24 protein-coding genes, 1 other RNA gene and 2 pseudogenes are annotated in these 25548 nt (G+C 35.6%); 8 read left to right on the top strand and 19 right to left on the bottom strand.

What is annotated here, in order from left to right:
• Nucleotides 1-161 (top strand): annotated as a pseudogene (locus tag K4G57_RS09390) (sugar transferase); the annotation flags it as partial.
• 214 nt (nt 162-375) lie between these two features.
• Here the strand turns inward: K4G57_RS09390 and galE are convergent.
• Genes galE through gap form a run of 5 tightly spaced genes read right to left on the bottom strand, consistent with a single transcriptional unit; the run spans nt 376 to nt 6576 of the window.
• A complete protein-coding gene (galE, locus tag K4G57_RS04335) occupies nt 376-1362 on the bottom strand; it encodes a UDP-glucose 4-epimerase GalE (protein ID WP_221532092.1) in 987 nt (328 codons plus the stop codon).
• A 41-nt stretch (nt 1363-1403) separates the two neighbouring features.
• Nucleotides 1404-3167 carry a hypothetical protein gene (locus K4G57_RS04340; protein ID WP_221561810.1) on the bottom strand — a complete coding sequence of 588 codons (1764 nt, stop codon included), beginning with the start codon at nt 3165-3167 and terminating at the stop codon, nt 1404-1406.
• Nucleotides 3160-4212 carry a ferrochelatase gene (gene hemH / locus K4G57_RS04345; protein ID WP_236033226.1) on the bottom strand — a complete coding sequence of 351 codons (1053 nt, stop codon included), beginning with the start codon at nt 4210-4212 and terminating at the stop codon, nt 3160-3162. The genes K4G57_RS04340 and hemH overlap by 8 nt, the downstream gene beginning before the upstream one ends.
• 1 nt (nt 4213) lies before the next feature.
• Nucleotides 4214-5569 (bottom strand): M99 family carboxypeptidase catalytic domain-containing protein, encoded by a 1356-nt coding sequence (locus K4G57_RS04350; RefSeq protein ID WP_221532090.1) that lies wholly within the window; start codon nt 5567-5569, stop codon nt 4214-4216.
• Nucleotides 5566-6576, bottom strand: coding sequence for a type I glyceraldehyde-3-phosphate dehydrogenase (gap, locus tag K4G57_RS04355; RefSeq protein WP_221532089.1), 1011 nt, complete (start codon nt 6574-6576; stop codon nt 5566-5568). Before gap ends, K4G57_RS04350 begins: the two co-directional genes overlap by 4 nt.
• A gap of 112 nt (nt 6577-6688) precedes the next feature.
• Here gap and K4G57_RS04360 point away from each other — a divergent pair, with 112 nt between their 5' ends.
• The 5 genes from K4G57_RS04360 (at nt 6689) to hypE (ending at nt 9873) form a co-directional block, all read left to right on the top strand.
• The gene (locus tag K4G57_RS04360; RefSeq protein ID WP_221532088.1) at nt 6689-7405 is read left to right on the top strand and encodes a Bax inhibitor-1/YccA family protein; all 717 of its coding nucleotides are present in this window, start codon (nt 6689-6691) and stop codon (nt 7403-7405) included.
• A gap of 28 nt (nt 7406-7433) precedes the next feature.
• On the top strand, nt 7434-7820 hold the full coding sequence (locus K4G57_RS04365) for a thiamine-phosphate pyrophosphorylase (protein ID WP_221532104.1): 387 nt from the start codon (nt 7434-7436) through the stop codon (nt 7818-7820).
• A gap of 10 nt (nt 7821-7830) precedes the next feature.
• A complete protein-coding gene (locus tag K4G57_RS04370; protein ID WP_221532087.1) occupies nt 7831-8478 on the top strand; it encodes an HAD family hydrolase in 648 nt (215 codons plus the stop codon).
• Nucleotides 8479-8523: 45 nt separating this feature from the next.
• Nucleotides 8524-8849, top strand: an RNA gene (rnpB, locus tag K4G57_RS04375) — RNase P RNA component class A.
• 7 nt (nt 8850-8856) lie between these two features.
• The gene (gene hypE / locus K4G57_RS04380; protein WP_221532086.1) at nt 8857-9873 is read left to right on the top strand and encodes a hydrogenase expression/formation protein HypE; all 1017 of its coding nucleotides are present in this window, start codon (nt 8857-8859) and stop codon (nt 9871-9873) included.
• A gap of 68 nt (nt 9874-9941) precedes the next feature.
• On the opposite strand, the gene K4G57_RS04385 is transcribed toward hypE, so the two are convergent.
• Genes K4G57_RS04385 through rpmE form a run of 8 tightly spaced genes read right to left on the bottom strand, consistent with a single transcriptional unit; the run spans nt 9942 to nt 17305 of the window.
• Nucleotides 9942-10151 carry an alkylphosphonate utilization protein gene (locus tag K4G57_RS04385; RefSeq protein ID WP_221532085.1) on the bottom strand — a complete coding sequence of 70 codons (210 nt, stop codon included), beginning with the start codon at nt 10149-10151 and terminating at the stop codon, nt 9942-9944.
• Nucleotides 10152-12560: a heavy metal translocating P-type ATPase gene (locus tag K4G57_RS04390; RefSeq protein ID WP_221532084.1), complete on the bottom strand. Its 2409-nt coding sequence runs from the start codon at nt 12558-12560 to the stop codon at nt 10152-10154.
• Nucleotides 12560-13771: an LL-diaminopimelate aminotransferase gene (locus K4G57_RS04395; RefSeq protein WP_221532083.1), complete on the bottom strand. Its 1212-nt coding sequence runs from the start codon at nt 13769-13771 to the stop codon at nt 12560-12562. Before K4G57_RS04395 ends, K4G57_RS04390 begins: the two co-directional genes overlap by 1 nt.
• A gap of 13 nt (nt 13772-13784) precedes the next feature.
• Nucleotides 13785-14630, bottom strand: a complete 846-nt coding sequence (locus tag K4G57_RS04400; protein WP_236033224.1) for a hypothetical protein — start codon at nt 14628-14630, stop codon at nt 13785-13787.
• Nucleotides 14624-15541, bottom strand: coding sequence for a hypothetical protein (locus K4G57_RS04405; RefSeq protein ID WP_221532082.1), 918 nt, complete (start codon nt 15539-15541; stop codon nt 14624-14626). Before K4G57_RS04405 ends, K4G57_RS04400 begins: the two co-directional genes overlap by 7 nt.
• Nucleotides 15528-16214, bottom strand: a complete 687-nt coding sequence (locus K4G57_RS09310; protein WP_221532081.1) for a TrmH family RNA methyltransferase — start codon at nt 16212-16214, stop codon at nt 15528-15530. Before K4G57_RS09310 ends, K4G57_RS04405 begins: the two co-directional genes overlap by 14 nt.
• 33 nt (nt 16215-16247) lie before the next feature.
• Nucleotides 16248-17072, bottom strand: a complete 825-nt coding sequence (gene rsmI, locus K4G57_RS04415; protein WP_221532080.1) for a 16S rRNA (cytidine(1402)-2'-O)-methyltransferase — start codon at nt 17070-17072, stop codon at nt 16248-16250.
• A 29-nt stretch (nt 17073-17101) separates the two neighbouring features.
• Nucleotides 17102-17305 carry a 50S ribosomal protein L31 gene (gene rpmE / locus K4G57_RS04420; RefSeq protein WP_221532079.1) on the bottom strand — a complete coding sequence of 68 codons (204 nt, stop codon included), beginning with the start codon at nt 17303-17305 and terminating at the stop codon, nt 17102-17104.
• Nucleotides 17306-17445: 140 nt separating this feature from the next.
• Here rpmE and hisS point away from each other — a divergent pair, with 140 nt between their 5' ends.
• Complete coding sequence (gene hisS, locus K4G57_RS04425) at nt 17446-18750, top strand: histidine--tRNA ligase (RefSeq protein WP_236033223.1); 1305 nt, start codon at nt 17446-17448, stop codon at nt 18748-18750.
• Between the two features lie 98 nt (nt 18751-18848).
• Here hisS and K4G57_RS04430 read toward each other — a convergent pair whose 3' ends face one another.
• Genes K4G57_RS04430 through K4G57_RS04445 form a run of 4 tightly spaced genes read right to left on the bottom strand, consistent with a single transcriptional unit; the run spans nt 18849 to nt 21995 of the window.
• The gene (locus K4G57_RS04430) at nt 18849-19793 is read right to left on the bottom strand and encodes a thiamine pyrophosphate-dependent enzyme (protein ID WP_221532078.1); all 945 of its coding nucleotides are present in this window, start codon (nt 19791-19793) and stop codon (nt 18849-18851) included.
• A gap of 10 nt (nt 19794-19803) precedes the next feature.
• The gene (locus K4G57_RS04435) at nt 19804-21021 is read right to left on the bottom strand and encodes a 2-oxoacid:ferredoxin oxidoreductase subunit alpha (protein WP_221532077.1); all 1218 of its coding nucleotides are present in this window, start codon (nt 21019-21021) and stop codon (nt 19804-19806) included.
• A 2-nt stretch (nt 21022-21023) separates the two neighbouring features.
• On the bottom strand, nt 21024-21422 hold the full coding sequence (locus K4G57_RS04440; protein ID WP_221532076.1) for a 4Fe-4S dicluster-binding protein: 399 nt from the start codon (nt 21420-21422) through the stop codon (nt 21024-21026).
• 12 nt (nt 21423-21434) lie between these two features.
• The gene (locus K4G57_RS04445; protein ID WP_221532075.1) at nt 21435-21995 is read right to left on the bottom strand and encodes a pyruvate flavodoxin oxidoreductase subunit gamma; all 561 of its coding nucleotides are present in this window, start codon (nt 21993-21995) and stop codon (nt 21435-21437) included.
• Between the two features lie 291 nt (nt 21996-22286).
• Between K4G57_RS04445 and K4G57_RS04450 the strand changes: the two genes are divergently transcribed.
• Entirely contained in the window at nt 22287-23129 is an 843-nt protein-coding gene (locus tag K4G57_RS04450) for a ferritin-like domain-containing protein (RefSeq protein ID WP_221532074.1), read from the top strand.
• A gap of 20 nt (nt 23130-23149) precedes the next feature.
• Here the strand turns inward: K4G57_RS04450 and K4G57_RS04455 are convergent.
• Nucleotides 23150-23736, bottom strand: a pseudogene (locus tag K4G57_RS04455) (anthranilate synthase component II).
• Entirely contained in the window at nt 23736-25505 is a 1770-nt protein-coding gene (locus K4G57_RS04460; protein ID WP_221532073.1) for a bifunctional chorismate-binding protein/class IV aminotransferase, read from the bottom strand. The pseudogene K4G57_RS04455 and the gene K4G57_RS04460 overlap by 1 nt, the downstream one beginning before the upstream one ends.
• Between the last annotated feature and the right edge of the window lie 43 nt (nt 25506-25548).

Consider the following 25548-nt stretch of genomic DNA (forward strand, 5'->3'; position numbering starts at 1 on the left):
CTGCATTAAAACTTCCTCCTTTAGAATCTTATTCTGATTATAAAGAAGCTTTAAGATTTAAAGAACATTTAAGCTATAAACTTGGCAATGCTTTTTTAAAAGCATATAAGAATGTGTGGGGGGGGGGGCATAATAAAATACATCTTTATAGATGTGCCTAGAATAAAAAGAGAATGGAGAGAAAAACAAAAGGAGAAAAAATGAAAAATTCTCAATTTGAACTTCAAAAGGCTTTGGAGGCTTGGGATTTCAAAAAAGCTTTTGAATGTATAGAAAAACCTATTTTAAAAATCTTTAAAAAATAAAGAATTTTAAAATACAAATTTTAAAATCTAAATAAATTTTACAACAACTTAAACAATGCTAAAAAGTTTTTTAGCATTGTTTTTCCCACTCATAAGCACTTTTACAGATAAGCTCTAAGTTATCGTATTTTGGATTCCATGAAGTGCATTTACGAATTTTACTTGCATCAGAAATTAAAACACTAGGATCGCCTTGCCTTCTTAGTGCGCATTCAACCTCAAAATCAATCCCACTTACTTTTTTCATCATTGCAACCACTTCTTTAACACTAAAGCCATGTCCATAGCCTACATTAAAAACATCACTCTTAGAATGCTGTAAATACTCTAAAGCAGCTAAATGGGCACTTGCAATATCATCAACATGAATAAAATCTCTAATGCAAGTTCCATCTTTGGTCGCATAATCGTCCCCATAAATAAATAGCTTATCCCTTTTTCGTGCTGCAACTTCAGCTGCAACTTTTATAAGTAAAGTTGCCTTGGGGTATCTCTGCCCTATCTTAAAGTCCATACAAGCTCCTGCTACATTAAAATACCGCAAAATACAATGCTTAAATCCAGAATGCGCCTTACTTGCAGCTCTTAAAATTTCCTCACTCATTAATTTACTTTGTCCGTAAGGATTAATAGGCTCTAAAGCACTACTTTCAGAGACAAAATCACTCTTTGGCTCTCCATAAGTTGCCGCTGTTGAAGAAAAAATAAAATACTTCACTCCACTTTTTATGCAAGAATCAATTAAATTTGTTGTATTTGCTGTGTTATTCAAATAATATTTCAAAGGATTTTGTGTGCTTTCAAAAACCTCAATACTAGCAGCAAAATGCACAACCGCATCAAATTTTTCTTCTAATAAAAGCTCTTTAACTTTAGAAAAATCACTTAAATCTTGCTTATAAAACTGAAATTCTCTAATTGTGCTTAAATCCTCAAGTGCTTTTTGGCTTCCTTTGCTAAGATTATCTAAAACACAAATTTGATGCTTAGTGTTTAAAAATTGCCTTAGGGTATGAGAGCCTATATATCCAGCTCCTCCTGTGATAAGGATTTTCATCATTGCTCCTTTAATTTAATTTTAAAAATTCTAAGATATTTTTAAATACTTAGCTTTTCTTTCTTTTGCTTAAATTCTCTTACTAACTTGCGTATATCAAAGAGAAGCTTGATATAGCCCCCCCCCCCGCCAATAAATGAAGTATTATTTGCCTTTATAAATGCTTTGCCAAGTTTATAAGTAAAACAATCTTTTTCTTTTATAGCTTCTTTATAGTCAGGATAGCTCTCTAGCTGAGGAAATTTAAGAGACTGGTTGAATTGCTTTTGATGTTTATGCACTATAACAATCGCCCACAGCACAAATGGCATTTTTATGTATCCTAGCAAAGATTTAGAATTTTTTATCATTGCGTCACCCAATTTATAAGAAAGGTGGTTATGGATTCTAAATCTTGCGGTATTCCTATCAATAACAATCGTTTTTGGAATTAAATCGTCAAAATTAACTTTTAATTTTAAATCTTTAGCAAACTTTTTAGTTTGCAATTTTTTCATTTTTAACTCCCATTCAAGATTTTGGATTTCTAAAATTTGCTTTTTTGTAGGCGGAGAATCTAACTTAGCATTTAAAGCATTAATTTGGTCTCGCAATGGTTTTAATTTTCTAGAATCTGTAATTAAACAATACTCATCAATAATTTCTTTATACACCTCTATAGGTGGAATCACAGAGTTGTGATTATATCCACTTGGAATTTCAATATTTTCATTCCTTAAAGCATTGAAATCTACAACCTCTTCATAATAATTTCCATCTGCAGATGCAAGAAAAAAAGCAACCAAATCACAAAAGGGGAGTCTTTTAGAATCTCTAACCCAAGATTGCGCTAAATGATAAAATTCTCTGCCCTCTTTTTGATTGTGATTGATTTTAACAAAAGTTTCCCCATCTAACTGAAAAAAACTATGCACTTCTACAATAGTATTCAACGCATTTGTTTCTTTCACTATGCTCTTTTTTGAATTAGAGATTTCAAGACTTGAATAATTAATCAGTTTAGCGTGAGTATCGGCAGTATGATTCCAAGTATGAATCCCTATTAAAGTGAAGCCTTGAAATGTTTGATTAAATTTTAAGATCGTCTCACCTTCCTTTAATTGATAGGTTGTTTCATAAAACACATTATTTTGTGCAATATTCTCCTCTAATGTGCCACTTATTAGCTCCATTTCTTTAGGTGTGCAGACAATAAATTTAGGATTATCATTTGAAATATGTAAGGAATTTGAAAGCTTAAAAGATTCCAAATTAGAAATAATGTTTTTACCAAATTCACACATAATTCTTTGTAACACATGCGCCCAGTCTAGACTCTTTATAAACTCATTTAACCGATAATTATCTACATATTCTTGCATATCAATACAATTAAATCCAAATTTTAATGCTAACTTTTTATGGATTGCATTAATAACTTTATCATTCCACATGTGGCAAGTTGGCAAAAGAATTACTAATATCTTTTTCTTTAAAACATGTAGCTCCTTATAATACCAATTTAGATTCCTATAAATGCAATTAAAATTAATCCTTTCTCTACCATCACCATTTCCTATTGTTTCATTAACATTGGATTCTGTAATAATTAATTCTGCATTTTCAAAAATTTCTTTGTTTCTCTCTCTTTTTAATGTATAAAAATTTTGGATATGCGTTGTCGCCCCTACTGCAAAATTAAAAAAGGATAATTGACGATTCTTATTATTTTGCAAATTAAATTTGTCAATTCCTTCTCTAATTCCTTTTTGTAACCCATTTTCTAAACGTGAATTACTGCCACCAAGCAAAACAACATTACCCATTTCTAGCCTCCTTAATAATCTCCAAAATACACTCTGCAAAATCCGCATTTGCATTCAAACAACTTGCTACACGATAATCCTCAATCCCAACCTTACGTGCAACTTCCTTGTATTGTAAAGAGAGCTCAAAATCTGTTTCAGAATTATCCATTGTGAAGGAGATAGGATAAATTAAAAGCTTCTTTCCTTGATATTTTGGCAAACAATCTTGCAAATTCGGCTCTAGCCATTTAATAGGTCCAATTTTGGATTGATACGCCACTTTGATACTTGCAAATTCTAATCCAAACTCTTTAAAAAAGGATTCCAAAATCTCCACATTTTCTAAAATTTCTTTTTGATAAGGATCGCCATTTTCTATATTTCTCTTTGGTAAGGAATGCGCAGAAAACATAAGATGAAAATCCTTAGAATTCTCCCCATTTAGCACCTCTTTAATGCGTTCTAAAATGGCTAAATTATATGCTCTTTTTTTATAATAACGTTCCACTCGCACAATTTTTGGAGTAAATGTATGCAACTTAAATGCCCTAAAAATATCTTCCATTGACGAAGCTGTTGTTGTGTAACTAAAATGGGGATACATACTAAATAATACCACCTCACTAATCCCACGCTTTTTCAAATCTTGTGCCACCTTATCTGCAAAAGGTGGTGTATAGCGCATCGCATAGGTGAAATAATACTTTGACTCTAGCACATTTAGCCTCTCACATAAAACAGATGTGTGTCCCACCAATGGCGACTTTCCGCCAATTTTTTGGTAATTACTCTGTGCTTCCTCTAGACGCTTATTGACAATAAAACTCCCTATAATAGAGCGTAGAAATGGGCTTTTAATAGGCAAAATATAAGAATCATTGAACATATTTTTTAAAAAAGTTTTTACTTCAAAGAGAGAATTTGGACCCCCCATGTTTAAAAGCACAACAGCCACTTTAGAGTTAGGAATTTTAGATTCCATATTTTCAAATCCTTTAGATTGTGTGCTTTGTGCTTCATTTTCAGATTCTAACTTTCGCCCAAATTCTAAGCCTTTATTCATTTTACTCCTTTGTGCGCATATTTAACATTCCACAAAAATTTTTACCCTCATACAGCTCCACACGGAACACTCTCCCTTGCTTATCTATTGCATAATTCTTATCAATCATATTTGGATTTAGCCTTAGATTGTGCTCACTCACAACACCCTTTTTAGAATAGCCAATCACATTTACGCGTAGCCCATCTTGTCCGCGCACTAAAAAATCCTTGCTAAACTCCAAAATATCTCCAGCCTTTACCGCAACTTCCTTATTATCAAGCTCTACTTCTAGCGATTCTAACTTACACTGCATAGGAAAAATATCTGCCTTTAAATGTGTAACTTTTTTATGCCCTATATAAAGCTCAAATCCATCTTTAACCTTCTTAACTCCACCAATAGGATGCGTAAAAGAAAAGCGATTCTTATCAGAGAGTAGTGGCACGAAGTTTAGATGTTTTTTTATACTATCTAGCTCGAGTGTGATATTATCATTAATCTTCACACTGCCAAAAGTATTCACCTTTGCTTCTACACTCTTTAAATCAAGCACAAAATTGCGCTCAAACTCAATCCCCATAATCCCCATTAATGCTTCAATGGAACTTAATTGATAAAGTGTTTTAAGAGGTAACTCTTTGATATTCTTACTTGTTTCAATTGCTAAAGCAGGTTTTAGATGTGTGATAGCAAAAAATGTCAAGGAATTTTGTTGCTCCTCATCTTTAAACTTTGTCTCTGTGTTGCGCACACCAAAAGTATGAAAATCATAATGCAAAGTCTGATTTAAACGCTCTTCAATCTCCTTAGCAATGGAATCTAAATTTCCAAAGGGAACATTATCTAACGTTTTTTGATCAATCACATAAGTTTGTCCCCACGCCCTAGGATTAAAAATAGAATTCTCCCATTTTGTGCGATAAAAGCCATGCCCATCATGCAGATTAATAACAAAATCCACTTTAGAATCCTTAATGATTCCTTTAATGCGCTCTACATTTTTAAAATCTGGGTCACCTTTAGAAATTCTAGCAAATTTGCGATTCATATCATTGTAGATTCCACGTCTAAAAGCCACAATACTATCAGGGTTTAAGTTTGGGACAACTAGCACATTACCCTTTTTTATTGTGTAAAAGTCCGCTAAGAGTGCTGGAGCAAAATATCCTCCTGGTTCATCACCATGGATTCCTCCAATTACCAATAAAGTTGCACCCTCTTCTTCTCCTTTTAGGGTATAGAGTTTAAAGGGAGTATTTTGCTTGGTGTTCTGTATGCTAACAACTATCTCTCTAGCTTCCTTACTCTCTTGTGCGCCAAGAAGCGTAATGCTTACTACAAACACACACACAATCTTTCTTATCAATCTTTTCAATCTATTTCCTTACAAATATAAAGTGCCATTTCTAAAATTCTATGCGAATATCCCCATTCATTGTCATACCAAGTCATAATCTTTGCCATATTACCACCCAAAACAAAAGTTAAATCAAGCGCAACAACTCCACTTAAATGACAATTTAGAAAATCTTGAGAAACACCATATTCTCTATCTACACCCAAGATTCCTTTTAATCTCCCTTCAGCCGCCTCGCAAAATATGGCATTAATTGCCTCTTGTGTAGTATTATTTTTAAGATTTACATTTAAATCTACCATGGACACATCTGGCACTGGCACACGCACACTATGCCCATGCAATCTCTCCTTCATCTTTGGCAGAACCAAATGTAAAGCCTTTGCAGCCCCTGTTGTTGTTGGAATTATGTTGATTGCAGCTGCGCGTGAGCGACGAAAATCTCCCTTATGATGTGCTGCATCAATGAGGTTTTGGTCATTTGTATAACTATGGATTGTTGTTAAGATTCCCTTTTCTACACCAAAATTCTCATCAAGCAACATTACAATAGGTGCTAATGCATTAGTCGTGCAACTCGCATTAGAGATGATTTTTTCACCTTTATATTCTGTATGATTCACACCTAACACAAAAGTTTTTGTATCATCCTTTGCCGGAGCAGAAAAAATTACACGCTTTGCACCTTTTTGCAAATGGGATTCTACTGCATCTTGCGTCAAAAACAAGCCACTTGCTTCAATAACTACATCTGCGCCACAAATATCAATTTCTCTAGGAGTTTTATATTGAAAAAACGGAATCTCACATCCATTAAAGATAATTTTTTTTTCATCAAAACTTCGTACGATTTTACTGCCTTGATGCACGGAATCATGCGTTAGAAGATAGCTCAAAATCTCTGGATTTGCCAAATCATTAATGCCCACAATTTCAATGCTATCTTGCATTTCACAAAGTGCCACGCGCGTAATACAGCGCCCAATTCTGCCAAAACCATTGATAAAGACTTTAATTTTTTGCATAGTCAATCTCTTTTGTTGTTGTCATTCCAAAATTGTAGCATATTTAATGTTATTCCTAATATTTTTAGGGTATAATATTACCTTATAAATTTCATTGTTAAAAGGATTTTTAATGTCTTTATATGATAGAAAACCTATGAATAGCAATTACAATGGCTATGACACCGTAGAACAAAGCACATTTTCCCAGGGCGATGTTGCATTAATTAGCTTTGTAAAACAAACTTACCAACTCTTTGCAGGCTCACTTCTAGCAGCATCTGTGGGCGCATACACTGGAATTACAGCATTTGGAAATATTGTGGCGCAATATTATATTGGTTTTGTGATTTTAGAATTTGCTTTACTTTTTGGGCTAATGTTTGCAAAATCAAAACCCGGAATCAATCTATTGCTACTTTTTGCATTTACTTTTACAACAGGTTTAACACTCACTCCAATTCTAAGTAAAATTTTAGGAATGCCCGGTGGAGCAAATATTGTTGCACAAGCCTTTTTGCTAACAACAGCAATTTTCGGTGTAATGAGCATTTTTGCGCTCCGCACAAAAAAAGACTTAGCAAGCATGGGTAAAATGTTATTTATTGCATTAATTGTCGTAGTTATTGGTTCTTTAATTAATCTTTTCTTAGGGAGTCCGATTCTACAAGTAATTATTGCGGGTGTTGGAGCAATTTTATTTAGTATTTTTATTGCTTATGACACACAAAACATTGTGCGTGGCTTGTATGATAGCCCTGTAATGGCTGCTGTTAGTCTATATCTTGATTTCTTAAATCTTTTTATCTCCTTACTACAAATTCTTGGAATTTTTAATTCAAAAGAATAACATAAGAAATGCGCAAGATTCTCAAACTCTGCGCATTCTTGATGCAAATCTAAATCGTTTGCGCGAAGGTATTCGCGTGGTAGAAGATATTTTGCGCTATGGTTTTAGCCACAAAGACTTTGCGCTTTCTTTAAAGAATCTCCGTCATCAGTGCAGAATTGCAAACTCCCTAGAGCTCCTAAACACGCGTGATTCCCTTAAAGATGTATTAAAAACTTCTACTAAGAACGAACAACAAAGAGAAAATCTAAAAGCCATTTTTATCGCAAATTTCAAACGTGCTCAAGAATCTGCACGTGTTTTAGAAGAAATTTTAAAATTAGACAACACACAAGAAAGTGAACGTTTTAAAAATATTCGCTACACACTCTATGCACTAGAAAAAGATATTTTAACAACTATTTTCACATCTTAAGAGGATTGCTATGCAAAGTCGCATTATTTTGTTTGATTTAGATGGCACACTTATTGATTCCACAGAAGCTGTATATGAGGGCTTTTGCATAGCATTTAAACATTTTCATCAAGACATTCCAACTTTTGATTCTGTAAAATCCCAAATCGGACACACACTAGAGACTATGTTTAGCACACTCGGTGTTAGAGAAGAAAAGATTCCGCAATATATTAGCGCATATAAAAAACACTATCGCCAAATTTGCAATGCGAAAACTACGCTTTTACCTAATGCAAAGGAAGCAATTTTAGAGGCACATACTTTTGCACAACTTGGCATAGTTACCACAAAAACCGGGCAGTATTCTAAAATACTCTTAGATTACATGGGTATTAGCGGTTATTTTACCTGTATTATTGGTAGAGAAAACGTTATCCACGCAAAACCTAGCGCAGAACCGATTTTAAAAGCATTAGAATTCCTCTTGCCTTTACCAAAAGAAAATATTTTTATGATTGGCGACACTCCTCTTGATATTCAAGCAGCTAACAACGCTGGAATCCAAAGCATTGCTGTAACTACAGGTTATGTAAGCTTAAAAACTCTAAAACAATATACGACAAATATTACAAATGATGCTCTAGAGGCGGTGCTTACTATTAAATCCAGCCTTTAAAACAATTTTAGTTTAAATTTTACCTAACTCTTGCTATAATCCAAAAAGGTGTAGCAAGTGGTTGCTTAAAGCTCTTAAGCCTTAAGAGGAAAGTCCGAGCTGCTTTGGGATAGGATTTCATTTAAAGAATGACTAGAGTAATCTAAGGGAAAGCGCAACAGAAAATAAACCGCCAATGGCAAGGGTGAAAAGGTGAGGTAAGAGCTTACCGGAAGCATTGCAAAATGCTTCGCATTGCAAGCCCAATCCGCAGCAAAATGGGCATGGTTAATATCCCAAAATTTTAAGCCCATTGCTAGAATTTTACTGCAAGGTAAAATGTAGATAAATAACCACATAAACAGAACTCGGCTTATAGCTGCACCTAAAGGAAAGATGATGAAACTCAACACAGAATCCATACTGCTAAGCCACGGAAGCGGAGGCGCAGAATCGCAGAATCTTATTGCAGAGCTTTTTTATCCTTTTTTAGAAAGCTGCGTAATAGGCAGTGGCGAGGATGCTGGGATAGCCCAAATACACTCCAAGGATTTTGCTGTAAGCACTGATGGTTATGTCATCTCTCCCATTTTCTTTGCTGGGGGAGATATAGGAAAACTTAGCATATGCGGAAGTTGCAATGATGTAGCTATGATGGGGGCAAAGGCGTGCTATCTAACCGCTAGTTTTATGCTAGAGGAAGGTTTTAAAATTAACGATTTATCACGTATTGTAGAATCTTTTTCTAAAACGCTAAAAGAAAGTGGCGCAAAGCTTATTTCAGCAGATACTAAAGTGCTTCCAAAAGGTGCATTAGATAAGATTTTCATCACCACAACAGCAATAGGAGAATTTTTATATCCACATCTCCATTTAAGTGCCTTCAAGATTCCAAAAGAGAGTGCGATTATCGTAAGTGGGAATATCGGCACACACGGAGCAGTGATTTACTCTAATCGTGAAGGGATTAATCTAAACACCACTTTAGAGAGTGATTGTGCTTTACTCTACCCTATTTTAGAACCATTATTTGCTTCTAATCTTACCCTTTATGCACTAAGGGACGCCACACGTGGTGGAATTGCAAGTGTACTTAATGAATGGGCTCAAGCCTCAAATATCGGAATTACCATTTTGGATTCTAGCTTGCCTATTTTGCCACAAGTGCAAGGGATTTGCGAGCTACTAGGATTTGAAGCTTATAACTTAGCCAATGAGGGAATGTGCGTTATATGCATTGCTAAAAGTGATGCACAAAAGGCACTAGAAATTCTCCACAAAAACGGAGCATCAAATGCAGCAATTATTGGCTATACCACAGATAGAAATCCAAAACGCGTAGTTTTAGAAACCAATTTTGGAGCAAAACGCTTTTTAGATTATCCTAGTGGTGAGTTACTTCCTAGAATTTGTTAGAAGTTTAGAAGCTTCTATGAAAATATGGAATCTAATTTGTGATTTCATATTTATCCCACTCAAAAACTCTAAATCTTTTTCAAAAACTCCGTTCTTAAAACAATCATGCCAATCTTATCTACTTTTGCTTCAATCTCAAAATCCTTATTTGTTAAGCGGATATTTTTTATTGTCGTTCCACGTTTTAACGTTGTAGTAGCACCCTTGACTTTCAAATCCTTAATCACACTCACGTTATCCCCAGCATTTAATTCCACTCCATTAACATTTTTTACCATCTATTCTCCTTTGATACGCAAACTATTTCCAACCACAAGCAATGAGCTAAGCGACATTGAAAGTGCTGCAATAAGAGGAATCACAAGCCCAGTCATCGCCAGTGGAATAGTAAGTGCATTATATAATAAAGACAAAGCCAAATTTTGTAGAATAAAGCGGTAAGTGCGTCGCCCAATTCTAAAAGACTCCAACACACCTTGCATACTATCATCAAGCACAACAATATCACTCACGCTAATAGCTAAATCAATACCGCCTCCCATTGCAATTCCAATATCACTTTTGCTAAGTGCAACAGAATCGTTAATCCCATCACCAGCCATTACGACAACCTTACCTTGTGCGTGGAGCTTATCAATAAAATCTGCCTTTTCCAGTGGACTTTGATTTCCATAAAATTCAGTAATTCCAAGCTCACCTGCCACACGCTCACATACCCCTAAGTGATCCCCACTTAAAAGCACACAATCAATCCCCTTTGCTTGCAATTTAGAAATCGCAATTTTTGCGTCTTGTTTAATGGAATCTTGCAAAAAAAATTGTGCAATAATTTTCGTATCTTTAGCGAAGTAAAACACACTACAATCCCTATTCTCCAAGTCTTGTGGAATCTTAACTCCATGCTCTTTTAAAAGCTCTAAATTCCCCCCTAGATACACACTGCCACTCCACTCTGCTAAGATTCCACGTGCGCTTTTTTGCGTGATTTTATCTAGTTTAATTTTAATTAAACTCTCACAACCTCCACTCTCTTTTATAAACTCCAACACTCCACGACTAACAGGATGCGCATTTTGTTCTAACATTGCCACAAGCACACCATAATCTAACCTTTCAAATTCACGCACATTTTGGACTTTTAATCTGCCCTCTGTTAGCGTTCCTGTTTTATCTAACACAAGTATATTTGCCTTTGCAATAGTCTCTAAAAAACGTGCTTCTTTAAAAAGGATTCTATGTTTTAAAGCCTCTCCTAACCCAACAAGTGAAGCAATAGGTGTAGCAAGAGCAAGTGCGCAAGGACAAGCGATGATAATCACAGAAATCATCACCATTAACGCCTTATCAAAGGATACATTTAACACATACTCCCAATATAAAAATGTCCCAAAAGCAAGCGATAAAATCACTGAAGAAAAATAACGTGTGATGAAATTTGCCATTTCTTGAATCTTAGGACGCGCATTAAGAGAATCTTCCACAAGAGAGACAATTTGCATCATTAGGGATTCTTTATAAGTTTTGCTCACGCGATACAAAAAAGGCATATCAAGTGCTAAAGAGCCAGAATAAATGGAATCTTTCGCACTTTTTTGACGCGGCAGTGCTTCACCATTAATCGCACTCTCATCGCAGAGTGCATTCTCACTTAATAAGACTCCATCTAATGCCACACGTTCTCCAGCGAAAACTTGCACCACATCACCCACGCAAACAGACTCCACACTCACTTCTTTAAATTCTTCGCTTTCACTCTTTGCCACACGCACACTAAGAGGCATTTGTGCATTTAATTTATCTAAGCTATCTACCGCACTTTTCTTACCTCGTACTTCTAAAAACTTGCCAATTAATACAAAGGTAATAATCATTGCCACAGATTCAAAATAAGTCTCTTCGCCCTTAAAACTCGCATAAATAGAATATAAATACGCTAAACTCGCCCCGCTAATTACTAACAAATCCATATTTGGAGTTTTATATTTAAACGCACTCAATGCCCCACGCCAAAATACGATTCCACTAAAGAAAAGCACTGGCGTAGCAAGAGTAAAACCAGCAAAGTTTAGAATATTGCGCATTTGTGACGTAATTCCACTAAAGTAGCCTGCATACTGCGCCACAGCAATCCACATAATATTCATCACGCAAAAAATTCCAACCACCATTTTAATATAATACTCACGCTTCTCTTTTTGTGCATAAGTCTCTTGTAGTCGCGGATCATAAGCATGTGCATCATAACCAATACTACGGATAACTTGAATAATCTCGGAAATTTTTATAGATTTCGGATCATAAAGAAGTGTTGCTTTATTGTTTGTATAGTTAATATTAACTTTAAGAATTCCAGTAGTTTTTGCTAAAATTTTTTCATTTAGCCACACACAAGCAATACAATGGATTCTTTCTAGCACTAAGGCTAATTCACAATAATTATCCTTTTGACGCACATAGCGTTCGAAAAAAGGTGTGCTATCAAAGGAATCCAAATTCTCATCTAATATCTTAGCGGGCTCAAGCGTATTTGCGCCAATCTTATTATAAAAGTCCTCCAAACCCTCTGCATATAAGAGCTTATACACGCCCTCACAACCCTTACAGCAAAAATATTCATCATGTCCATTAATATGGACCTTTAGCAGTCTCTTCTCGTCAAATTCTAAATGACAGTGGCTACATTGCATTAGGCTTCAAATTGCTTTAAAAACTTTTTTAGATTCCTACCAGCTTGGCGGATTCTATTTTCATTCTCAATAAGTGCAATGCGCACATAAGAATCTCCGTGATTTCCAAAGCCAATGCCAGGACTTACTGCAATTTTTGCTTCTTGCAAAAGACGTTTTGAAAACTCCATACTACCCAAATGCAATGCACATTTTGGAATCTTAGCCCAAATAAACATACTTGCCTTTGGCTTTTGCATCTCCCAGCCAGCCGCCCCAAAGCTATCAATCAGTACTTCCATTCTTTTTTCATACTTTTTAGCAATCTCTTGCACACACTCTTGCTCGCCATTAAGCGCAATTGTAGATGCAATTTGAATAGGAGTATAAATTCCATAATCTAGCCAAGATTTAATTTTTTGTAATGCCCCAACTAATCGTTCATTCCCAACAATACAACCAACACGCCAACCCGCCATATTATAACTTTTTGAAAGCGTATAGGACTCTACTGCAACATCTAATGCACCTTTAACCTCAAAGATAGAAGGTGCAACATAGCCATCAAAACTTAAATCCGCATAAGCAATGTCATTAATCACATAAAAACGCTCTTTTTTAGCAAGTGCTACCAAGCGCTCATAGAAATTTTTATACACCACAACAGTGGTTGGATTGTGTGGGAAATTTGTAACAACAAATTTTGGCTTTGGCATCGTATTATGCAAGGCTTTTTCCAAGTCTTCAAAATACGCATCAACGTCTAATTCATATTTATCATTCCATTGTAATCCAAAAGTTGCAACATTTGCCCCAGATAGAATAAAGGCATAATAATGAATAGGATAAGCAGGTTCTGCGACAATTGCTGTATCTCCGGGATTCGTAATTGCTTGAATTAAATGCACATAACCTTCTTTTGAACCCATTGCAATGCACACTTGAGAATCTGCATCTAATTTTATTCCATATTTTCTTTCGTAAGTATCCGCAACAGCAAGACGCAACTTATAGATTCCTTTACTTGCAGAATACCCATGATTTTTGGGCTTTTTAGCAGCTTCACAAAGTTTCTCTATGATATGATTAGGCGTAGGACCATCAGGATTTCCCATACTAAAGTCAATCACATCCTCGCCATCTTGACGCATTTTTAGTTTAATCTCATTAATCGCAGCAAACACATATTTTGGTAAGCGCTTTATGCGTTCAAACTCAATCTCTGCAAACATATTCTATCCTTTTTTATTGTAGCACAACAACTAAACCATTTTTAGTAGTTATTGGCAAATAAGTATCTGTAATTTTTATAAATTTTGTATTTTTTGGAATCGTTTTTTGGATCTCACGCATAAGTTTTGAACTGCTTACAATCTCCAAAACATTCAATTCCTCATCATAAAATATAATCTTTGGATACCACGCAATATTGTTACTAGACTTAACATCTAGTTTCTCCCCCTTATTAATACTATACCAATACTCACCCTTTAAACTTGCCTTATAGTGTGGTTCATTAAGCGACAAAGCACTTGCCTTTGGATATTTAAAATCAAAAAGCACAACATGATAACTCCATTGAGAAATACTCGTTCTCTCAATACTTTGCACACTATAACCATACTCACTTAACTTCTCTTGCAAAAGCGTGGGGTCAATGGCATATTCTGTATTCATTGAAAGCACAAATTTAAATTGCTTCTCATCAAGTAAGCTTTGCTTAACCAAAAAATAATAATATCCCATTGCTTCTAAGACATCATAAAGCGCACTCACAAAAGTTTTGGGGTCATTTTGAACAACAAAGGCAATTTCAAGTTCCATAGGCTTTTTAAAAGTGAGTTTCAAAAGCCCATTTTGCTTGAGTGTCCTAGAAATTTTATATAAATCCGGCTGTCCTTTTCCGTCCAAAAAATAGCCTTGATTATTAAAAAGGCGCTGAATAAACTTCTGATTAATCTTATAGTCCTCCACGCCTAAAAGTTGCATTACCTTGTAATCCACAGGATTTTGTAAAATTTGAGTTTGCGCAAAAAGAGAGTTTAAGGATAACACTGCAAAAAGCACAATAAAAATGCTTTTATTTACCACCCTAGTCCCCTAGTTTTAGTTTCATACTGCCCTTGTGTAACTTGCTCAAAGTTACCCTCTTTATCCACTGCAAAAAACATTTTATTAGCAGAATTAAATGCAGATTTCTCTCCCCCTGTATTTATTTCCAACATTCCATGTCCTGTGATAATAGTTTGTGGGCGCGTCAAATCCACCTCAAAGGCATTTTCCGCTATAAAAGAAGTGCGCTTTCTGCTATCTAAATACACGATTCCAACCCAAACATGATTCATTGGAACAATAGAGATTTTTTTTGCTATGGCTAACTCTTGCGATGTAGCTTCCGAATTTTGCACATTTGTTAGTGCATTAGATTCTGTATTTTTAGATTCCAATTCTTGAATGTCTTTAGAATCTTGTGGTAGAGTATTTATGGGGATTGAAGCGGAAGCATCAAGACTATCTGTTACCTCTAACACATTTGTAACGTTATTTTCTTTAGAATCTTTTTCATCGCTTACTTCTTTAGATTCTGTATTTTGCGCTTCTGCCTTTTCTTTAGTATCTGCTACAACAGAATTTCCATAGAAATTCATATATGCAAAAAATCCAATACCCAAAAGCACGACAAGTAAAGCACCCAAAAGCACACCTTTTTTGGAATCATTTGGCGTGATTGTTTCGTGCGTTACCTTGAAATTCACTATTGGTCCGACTTCTTCATCTGCACCATCATAAGTATCCCAAAACGCCTTGTATTCTTCCTCCCATGCTTTTAAGCTAATGCGATACTCACGCTCTAAAATCTGTAACAATCCGTGCGTGGTCGCTTTATCCCTTAGTTCTTTGAAGTTACGTTCTAAAATACACTGAATCTTACTTAGCGCAATGTGTGTGTTCTTTGAGATTTCCTTTGCTCCGATATTCTGTAATTTTTCAAAATCTTCCATTTACCATCCTATCTATCAAGATTGCACCTGCTGTGCTGACATTTAAAGAGTCAAACGCCCTTTTTTGCGTAATTGTTAAATTTTCGTCCATTTTCTTTAAAATCCTAGCACTAAGTCCTTCACCTTCGGCTCCTAGAAACAATGCCTTCTTACCTTGTGTGATGCCACCAAATTCTACACCATCTAAGCTCGTGCCATAAAGCTTAAAGTCTGCAAACTTCAATTCATTTACAACATCTAAAGCATTATATACAAGAGAGAAAGGCATATCTAGCATTGCTCCAGAGCTTGCACGCAAAGCTCCTTCTTGCTTAAAATCCCTTAATCCACAAAGAATAATTCCATCTACTCCTAGCACATAAGCTGTGCGAAAAAGCGCACCGATGTTGCCCACATCACTGATTCCACAAAGCACAAGCACAAAATCCATTGCCTTAAATACACTAAACTCCAATGGCACTAAGGGCTTAATCTCTAGCAAATAGCCTTGATGATTACCTCCTCTTGCTAGACTTTGGGCTTTTTTGGAATCCACATGCACTAAAGGAACATTAAGTCTTGCAAATGCGCTAAATTGCTTCTTGTTGATCTCCTTTGCAAGATACACTTGTAAGATTTTGTCGCTATGCTTTGCAAGGATATATTCTGCAACACGCCTACCATAAACAACCACTGATTCTACCCTATTTTTTCTTAAATTTTTTGCCTATTTTATCAAGCTTTGATAATAATCACTTACGCTTCCACCTTTCATTTTTGCAAGAATCTTTGCCTTAATTTTAGGTGGAATCTCCAAGGCTAAAAGTGCCTCCTCACTAAGCGTGTAATTCTCTGTACATTTTGCTTTATCTACAACCATAGCCCACTCACCCTTTAGCAAGGCTTCATTATTGGAACTTCTTAGAGTTTTTAAAACCTCTTCTAAACTTCCTTTGAAAGTGCTTTGGTATTTTTTTGTCAGCTCTTTTGCTAAAAATACTTGCCGATTTTTATCCACCTGTGTCATTAATTCCAAGCTCTCAAACAAGCGGTGTGGCGACTCATACAAGATTATCGGATAAGGACTTTTAAATACAAGAGAAAAAAATTCTGTTTTCTCTTTTAATTTATGTGGTGGGAATCCTAAAAAGCTAAATTCCTTCTCTATGATTCCACTAAATGCAACCATTAGCGTCACTGCACTGATTCCGCCTAAGACTTCAAAAGGAATATTATTTGTCTGCAAATAGCGCACAAGCTCTACCCCCGGATCGCTAATACAAGGCATTCCAGCATCACTTAAAAAACCGATATTTTGGCTAAAAAACTCTACTGCACCTTGTGCTAAAAATCTCTCTTGATTGTGCGTATGAAAGGGGTAATAAATGTAGTCCTTATGTGGTAATAAACCGCGTTCTACAAGGAGTGTAACGAGCTTTTTGCTAACTCTCGTGTCTTCACAGAGCAACACATCACATTGTTTAAGAGCTTCTAGAGTATGAAGAGTGATGTCTTGCAGGTTACCAATGGGGGTGGGTAAAAAAGTAACCATACAAGCTCATTTTGTGAGATTTCATCAAACTATTTAAGATTGTATCTTTGTTTAAATTTTTCAACTCTTCCTGCTGTATCCACAACTTTGTCTGAACCTGTGTAAAATGGGTGACAGAATGATGAAATATCAATTCTTAATTCAGGCTTTACGCTCATAACTTCAATTTCTTTTCCACTTGTAACACAAGTTACTTTACATGGAATATACTCTGGATGGATTCCTTTTTTCATCGTTTTGCCTTTTATAAAAGTAAATGTAAGAGGTAGGATTCTACCTTAAAATTGCTAAATTTAAGCATAAACTCTATTAAATATTTAAAATGTTTTTGCTAAGATTCCTACTTTTATTCTTAAAAACAATGGAGCAGACAATGGTTACACCGCGCACTTTAAGTGGATTTAAAGACAGACTCCCAAAAGAAGCTTATGCAAAATCTAAAATGTTAAAAAGTATTATGGAATCCTTTGAGAAATTTGGATTTGCACCCATTGAAACACCTCATTTAGAGTATGCGGAGATTTTAAAAAAGCAAGGAAGCGATGAGATTCAAAAGGAAATGTATCATTTCTTAGACCACGGAGGGCGAGAGGTTGCATTGCGTTTTGATTTGACTGTGCCACTAGCACGTTTTATCGCTCAACACAAAAATGAGGTAGAGTTTCCCTTTAAACGCTATTGTATTGGCAATGTATTTCGTGGAGAACGTGCGCAAAAGGGACGTTATAGAGAATTCACACAATGCGATTTTGACTTTATTGGCACAGATAGCATTGGAGCAGATGTTGAAATTTTGCAAGTGATTTACCAAACACTTTTTGATTTGGGACTTAGGGATTTTACAATCCATATTAACAACCGCAAGATTTTTAATGGATTAATGGAATCATTAAATGCGAGTGCGCATACCGAAGAAGTGTTAAGAATCATTGACAAGATTGACAAAATCGGTAAAGAAAGTGTGCTTCAAGAATTACAAGAAAAAACTCCACTCAATTTAAACTCCATAAATATACTCTTAGATTTCATCGCTAAAACACAAAATGATGACGCATTAGAACTATTGCAAGATTTGAAATCCTTTGGGAGATTAAACAACACATTAAAAAATGGAATTGATGAACTTAGCACACTTTGCAAAATCTTAGAACCACTAATTCCAGAGAAGTTTTATAAAATCAATCTTTCTATCGCAAGAGGACTTGGATACTACACTGGAATCATTTATGAAACAACGCTTGATACTTTACCATCTCTTGGTTCTGTGTGTTCTGGTGGGCGCTATGATAATCTCACACAAAATTTTTCCAAAGATTCTATGAGTGGCGTTGGAGCAAGCATTGGGCTTGATAGACTTTTAGCAGGGCTTGAAGAATTGAATTTAATTAAGAGCAACAAAAATGTTGCTGATGCACTACTTATTGCACTAAATTCTCTAGAATACGGCTATAAAATAGCACAAAATTTACGCAATCAAGGGTTAAAAATTGAAATGTATCCCGAGATCACAAAACCTAAAAAGTCCTTTAATTACGCCAATAGCAAGGGCTATAAATATGTTGTGGTTATTGGAGAAGAAGAAGAACAAAAAAACACTTACACGCTAAAGAATATGGAGAGTGGTGAGCAGTTTAACCATTTACAATTAAAAGAAATCTTACAAAAAATCAAATCCTAAAGTTCTTCATAACCTTAAGACTTACTTAGATTCCATTTTTCAAGCCAAGCCTTTGCCTTCAAAGCTTTCATTTGAAGACTTTAGCTTGTTTTGCAATACTAAACTTTTGCTTCTTCGCGTCTTTGTAAATATTCCCAATATTCATCAACGCGCTTTTGCCACTCAACAATTATATACTCATTTTCTGGCTTAAATAAATGTTTAAAACGTGCTTGCGCTCCCAAATAATCTCTGACAGGAACGACATTTTTAGGGCGATAAGTGATTCTTAACTCTCTACCATTAATGATTTCAAATAATGGAAACACCAAAGAATCCACCGCCAAGTCGCTCATCTCCACAGTCTGATTTGCTGGAAATCTCCACTCTGTCGTGCAAGCACTCATTGCGTTAATAAATGTTGGACCCTCTGTTTCAATCGCCATTTTAATTTTTTTGCTCATATCTTTCCATTTATTGGGTGCAACTTGAGCAACATAAGGTGCACCATGAGCTGCCATAATAAAAAGCAAATCTTTTTTTCTATCTTTCTTTCCATGACTTACACGCCCAGCTGGTGTTGTTGTTGTTGAAGCCCCAAGCGGAGTGGAACCGCTTCTTTGCCCACCTGTATTTGCATACACTTCGTTATCTAAGCATACATAAGTAAAGTCATGCCCTCTCTCAAAACAACCGCTGATAAATTGGAATCCAATATCATAAGTTGAGCCATCACCACCAAATGCCACAAATTTTGGCTCTCTATCACTATAGAGTCTATTTTTTCTCTTTAAAGCCTTATACATTGCCTCTGCTCCAGCAATTGCTGTGGAACTATTTTCAAAACCAATGTGAATCCAAGGCACATCCCAAGAAGTATAAGGATACACAGCTGTGCTAACTTCCAAACAGCCTGTTGAAGTCGCCACTAATAAAGGATAATCTGTTGCGTTTAGCACCTCACGCACAATCATTCCATGCGCACAACCCGGACATAAAAGGTGTGCTCCCTCAAAACGCTCACTCGCCCTTGAATATTGCTTTAAATTTTTAATCTCACTCATTTAGCACTCCTTAATTAAATCCAAGCTTTGGACCTCTAAGTCCAATGAACTGCTGTGCTGGATGCGTTAATTTACCAGCTTTTGCATTCTCTTTTAATTCTTTAATGATTTCTTGTAAATGGCTTTGTGTCAAATCCCTTCCACCAAGTCCATAGATATAATTGCTAGCCACCGGCTTATTTGTTCCACCATATAAAGCAGCCACACCTTCATTAAAGAGCATTCCCATTGCACCTGCTGGCAAACTTCTATCCAAGAAAGCAACAGCCTTTACATCTTGAAGCGCAGCACAGAATTCTTGATAAGGAAAGGGACGCAACACACGGATACTTACAACTCCTGCTTTAATTCCATTTTTTCTCGCTTCCTTGACTGCTACACGCGCAGATTCTACGGTTGTTCCAAGTGCAACGATTGCAACTTCTGCATCTTCTATATCATAAGTTTCCACAATACTATATCTGCGCCCTGTCAGCTTTGCAAACTCTTCGAATGTGCGCTCAATCACCGGTTTTGACCGCATAATTGCATTGTGTAATTGTGCTTTATGCTCAAAATGCCAATCCTCTTCAGTTTGTGATCCATAAGTTGCTGGACGCTCAAAATCTAACATTGCATTTTTCGGCTTATAATCACCAATAAATTTGTATGCTTCTGCATCACTTAGTGGGCGCACACTTTGCGCAGTATGCGAACAGATAAATCCATCTTGATGCACCATTACAGGCAATCTCACATCATAATCTTCTGCAATTTTAAATGCCATTAGATTAAAATCATACGCTTCTTGTGGATTATAAGTGCAGAGATTTACCCAACCTGCATCACGTCCTAGATACATATCAGAATGGTCTCCATTGACATTTAAAGGGCTTGCAAGCGCACGATTGACAACATTTAATACAATAGGTAAGCGCATACCAGATGCTTGATATAATACCTCTACCATTAATGCGAATCCTTGTGAGCTTGTTGCTGTTGCTACACGTCCCCCTGCTGCTGCAGCCCCTACACAGCCACTCATTGCCGCATGTTCTGATTCTACCATCACAAATTCGCCATCAATGTAACCATCAGATAGAAAAGTTGCATAATTTTGCACAATCGGCGTTGATGGTGTGATAGGATAAGCAGAAACTACATCAATTTGTGCTTGACGCATTGCGTGGCTTGCCGCCATATTTCCATCCCAAACTTCCACTTCTTGTAACTCATAAACTTCTGCCATTACTAATCCTTTTTCTTGCTTTCTTTTGTAGGCCATTTTGCAAGAGCCACTTCATTTGTTTCATAATCATTAAACATTAGCAAAGATTTTGGGTTTGTTGGACAGACATCAACACACACGCCACAGCCTTTACAATGCACATAATCCACACCACTCATTTTCTCATCTCTAACCAAAATTGAAGAATCTGGGCAATACACCCAACAAAAATAGCAGTTAATGCAATGATCTTGATTAAACACTGGCTTCTCTACACGCCAATGAGCAACACTCGCCGTATAAGAGCTATCTTCACGATATACCCTAGAATCTGCATGCTGTTCTACCATTGCATTTCCACTTTTATCAAAAGGAAATAGCACCGACCCTGCTTCAAATTCATTCCAACCTTTGTATTCCATTGCCTAACTCCTTTATTTTACTGCGTTATAGGCTTTTTTAATCACTTCCATATTCGCGTCAATCACTTTTTGTGGAAGTTTTTTACCCAACACTTTCTTAAACGATTCCAAAAAGAAATCCAACTCTAACGCACCTGAAATTTTTAAGAATGCTCCAAGCATCGGTGCATTTGGAATGGATTTTCCAAAGGCTTCTAAAGACAATCCAATGCAATCTAAAATATAAACCTCTTTATCCTTAAGTTCTGGCTTACTTGCTAAAAACTCTTCCTTGCTTAAATGCGTTGTAATAATGTATTTTGTTGTTTCTTTTGCGTTTGCGCAAATATCTGTGATATACACTAAGCCCGGGTCAATTACTAAAATATAATCTGGATTCATAAACTTTTCATGGTTTAAAATCAGATTATCATCAATTCTATTATATGCAGTCATTGCCGCACCTCTTTTTGCTGAACCATAAAATGCAAACGCTTGCACTTCTTTACCCGTGCCTGCAATCACATCAGCTAAACCTTTTGCACCGGTTACTGCGCCTTGTCCTGCACGGCTATGCCATCTAATCTCAAGCATACTGCCTCCTAAATTGATTTAATTACACTTAAATTCTAAAGAATCTGCACTAAAAAATCTCTTTTTTACACAAATTCAACAATCATTTTTTATAAATCTTATAAAATTGTGTAAAAATAACCCAAAAAACTTACCAAAGCACGCTCTTACATTCTTTTTAAAAAATTTAATCTAAACTTATTTTGTTCCTTTTAGTAACAAAAGTTTCTTAAATTTTGCTTTTTAAAGCAGATTACATTATAATTAACAAGGTTTATCAAAACAATATGGAATCACCAACTAAAGAATATTATGGAATCTAAAAACTTATTTTTGGAGATTTTTTCTGCACTAAACGCAAGAAATGCACAAGAAAAATGCCAAAGAGTGCAAGAAATTTGGAAAAGCTTTAAGCATTTTACTTTAGATTACGATTCTGAAATTTTACCCTTAGATATTCCAACATTTGCACATTTTTGCCAAATTGTTCCGCCCAAAAAAGTCCCTCAAGGTAAATATCTAAAAACAGATTTAAACGTCGCTCACTTACTCCACTCCATTGCACACATTGAGTTCTCTGCCATTGACTTAGCACTAGATTGCGCCTATCGCTTTAGAGGATTGCCCACACACTATTACCAAGACTGGCTAGAAGTCGCCCAAGAAGAAGTGAAGCACTTTTTAGCTTTAGAGAATCTTTTGCGCTCCTTAGGCTTTAAATATGGCGATTTTGGTGTGCATACTTTGCTTTTTGATACAATGAAAAATTGCAATATTTTGCTAGATAGGATCGCCCTAATCCCTCGTGGAATGGAAGCCGTAGGCTTAGATGTGAATCCTTTTTTATGCGCAAAGGTGAGTAGTAGCACACACAAAATCAAAAATGAGCTTTTAAGAGTTTTAGAAATGATTTTAAACGACGAAATTCATCATGTAAGCAAAGGCAATGTATGGTTTAACTATGTGTGCAATAAAGAAGAAATTCCACAAAAAGCACGTCCTAGCACTTATGTAGAGATTCTAAAACGTTATAATTTTTCTTTTCCTAAAGCAAATGCGCAGTTTAATGCACAAGCAAGACTTCAAGCAGGCTTTACTCAAGAGGAGCTAATGCTGCTCCAAAATGCGGCATTTGCCTCTAAAAATCCTAAATAATACGAGGTCTAGAGTACTTTTTAAGACCTTTGTAATTCTAATTTTAAAAAGTTTTTTAGAAGTTTTTTTCCACTCTCTTGCAAAATAGATTCTGGGTGAAACTGCACGCCATAGGTGTTATAACGTTTATGTTTCAATACCATTGGAATCTTTTTTGTCCCTATTGTGCTATATCCTAGCATAATACAATCACCTAATTTGCTTACATATAACGAATGATACAAGGCGACTTTAAAGGATTCTTAATGCCCTTTGTAAGCGCATTTGGAATATGATAACATAGTGCATTTTTTGCATGCATTGGAAATTCCATTTTCTCCACTCTCCCCCCAAAAGCATGTGCAATACACTGATGCCCCAAACACACTCCTAGAATCTTTTTTCTAGGCGCAAAAGCTTTAATCAACTCCACGCAAATTCCAGAATCCAAAGGCGTCCCAAAGCCCGGTGAAATCATCAAACAATCAAAGGATTCCGCAAATTCTATCGCTTCTCTTAAAGGCGCAAAATCGTTTTTCACCACGTAGACTCTCGCATTTAATTCTTTTAAATAATACTCTAAATTATAGGTGAAAGAATCATAATTATCCACTAATAATACACGCATTAAACTAGCTCCACAGGCAAAATACCTCTTAGCGCATTAAGTAAATACAGCTGGACATTTTTTAAATCACTCTTGTGCAAAACTTGCTCTTTTAAGATTCCACATTCTAACAAGACTTCGCGCAATGTCCCTCCAAGTATCCCACAAGAAATTGGCGGTGTTAAAAACGTTCCGTTTTTTAAAAGCATCACATTGCTTCTAGCTCCCTCGCAAAGCTCATTTCTCTCATTAAAATACAGCACATCAAAATACCCTTTTGGAATTTTGCGCTCTGTCCTTAACGTTGTTTTATGATAAAGTAAATCATTTTGGCTACTAAGCTGCAGGGTTGCTAGTCTAACTTTTTGACTTGTTATCGTATCTATTGGGCTTTGTGTAATGGCAAAGTCACCATTTTTATGCAAAACTAAATGCACTCTAAAAACACCATGTAAGTTTTGCAAATACGGAATCCCTTTTGCTTCTCCCCAAAGGGATTCTAACTTTGGAGAATTTAATATTAAAAAGTCTTCCAAACTAAGATCTTTTGGTGCTTCAACTTCTTTAATTGTTTCTAAGAAACATAATTTATGTGTGCTAAATCCAAGTGCTTTTGCGCTATTTAGCAATCTTTTTTTGTGTTTATGCAGCAAAAAGATTCTATTTTTATGCATTAACATTGTTTCAAACAACATAAAATTTAAAGTCGGAGTTAAAAATTGTGCCTTAAGTTGTAATTCTTCAAACTCATCTTTTACATTAGAGTCCCAAACTACTCCACTTCCCACTCCATAGCGATAAAAACTCTCATCATTTTGCTTACTTAACGTGCGAATTGGCACACTAAAAATCGTCTTTTTATCTCCAATTACACCCAAAGCACCACAATATACACCTCTTTTGTTCTGCTCTAAACTCTCAATAATACGCATTGTATGAAACTTTGGCGCACCTGTAACAGAACCACAAGGAAACACTGCGGAAAAAATGGTCCCTAAATCATGCGTATTAAGGCATGCTTTAAGCGTAGAAACCATTTGAAAAAGCGTTTTAAACTTCAAAATCTTAAGCATTTTAGGAATCCTCAAAGAACCAAGTTTAATAATTTGACTCATATCATTACGCAAAAGATCTACAATCATCAAGTTTTCACTTTGACTTTTAAAATCACTTTTTATCAACTTTTTAAGATTCTTGTCTTCTTGCTTATTTGCACCTCTTTTAATTGTGCCTTTCATCGGTTGAAATGTAATTTTCTCACCCTTAATCTTAAAAAATAGTTCTGGAGAAAATGAAATAATCTCCATAAACGCGCTTTTAAAATAACAGCAATAAGATGTTTTCTGCCTTGTAGCTAATGCTTTAAAGATTTCAAATCCACTACAATGGCTACTTAGTTGTAATTCCTGTGCAAAATTAACTTGATAAGTATTCCCCGCACTTAATTCCTCTTTAATGCGTGAGAATGCCTGCATATAGGCACTTTCGCTAAAATTTTTTTGTATGTTTGGATAAAAAAATGGTTTTTGAATAGAAAATACGGAATCATTTTTTTGTTTTATATTCTCTTGCTTAGCTTCCCATTTTTCACATTTGCTAAACAAAATAAACTCCGATAATGGCGTTTTAGATTCTAACTTATTTAAGGCTTCATAACATACATACCCTATCCAAAAACCACGCGTATCACTTTGAATTTCCCTAAAAAAATCCATAATTTCTGCACTCTTAAAACACACAAGAGTGCGCAAAGGTTTTTCATATCGGTATTTTCCATAAATACAAAACATAATGTTCCTAAGGTTTTACAAGATGAATTTAGAAGTAAAGAAG

The sequence above is a fragment of the Helicobacter turcicus genome (assembly GCF_019711685.1).
Lineage (GTDB): Bacteria > Campylobacterota > Campylobacteria > Campylobacterales > Helicobacteraceae > Helicobacter_D > Helicobacter_D turcicus.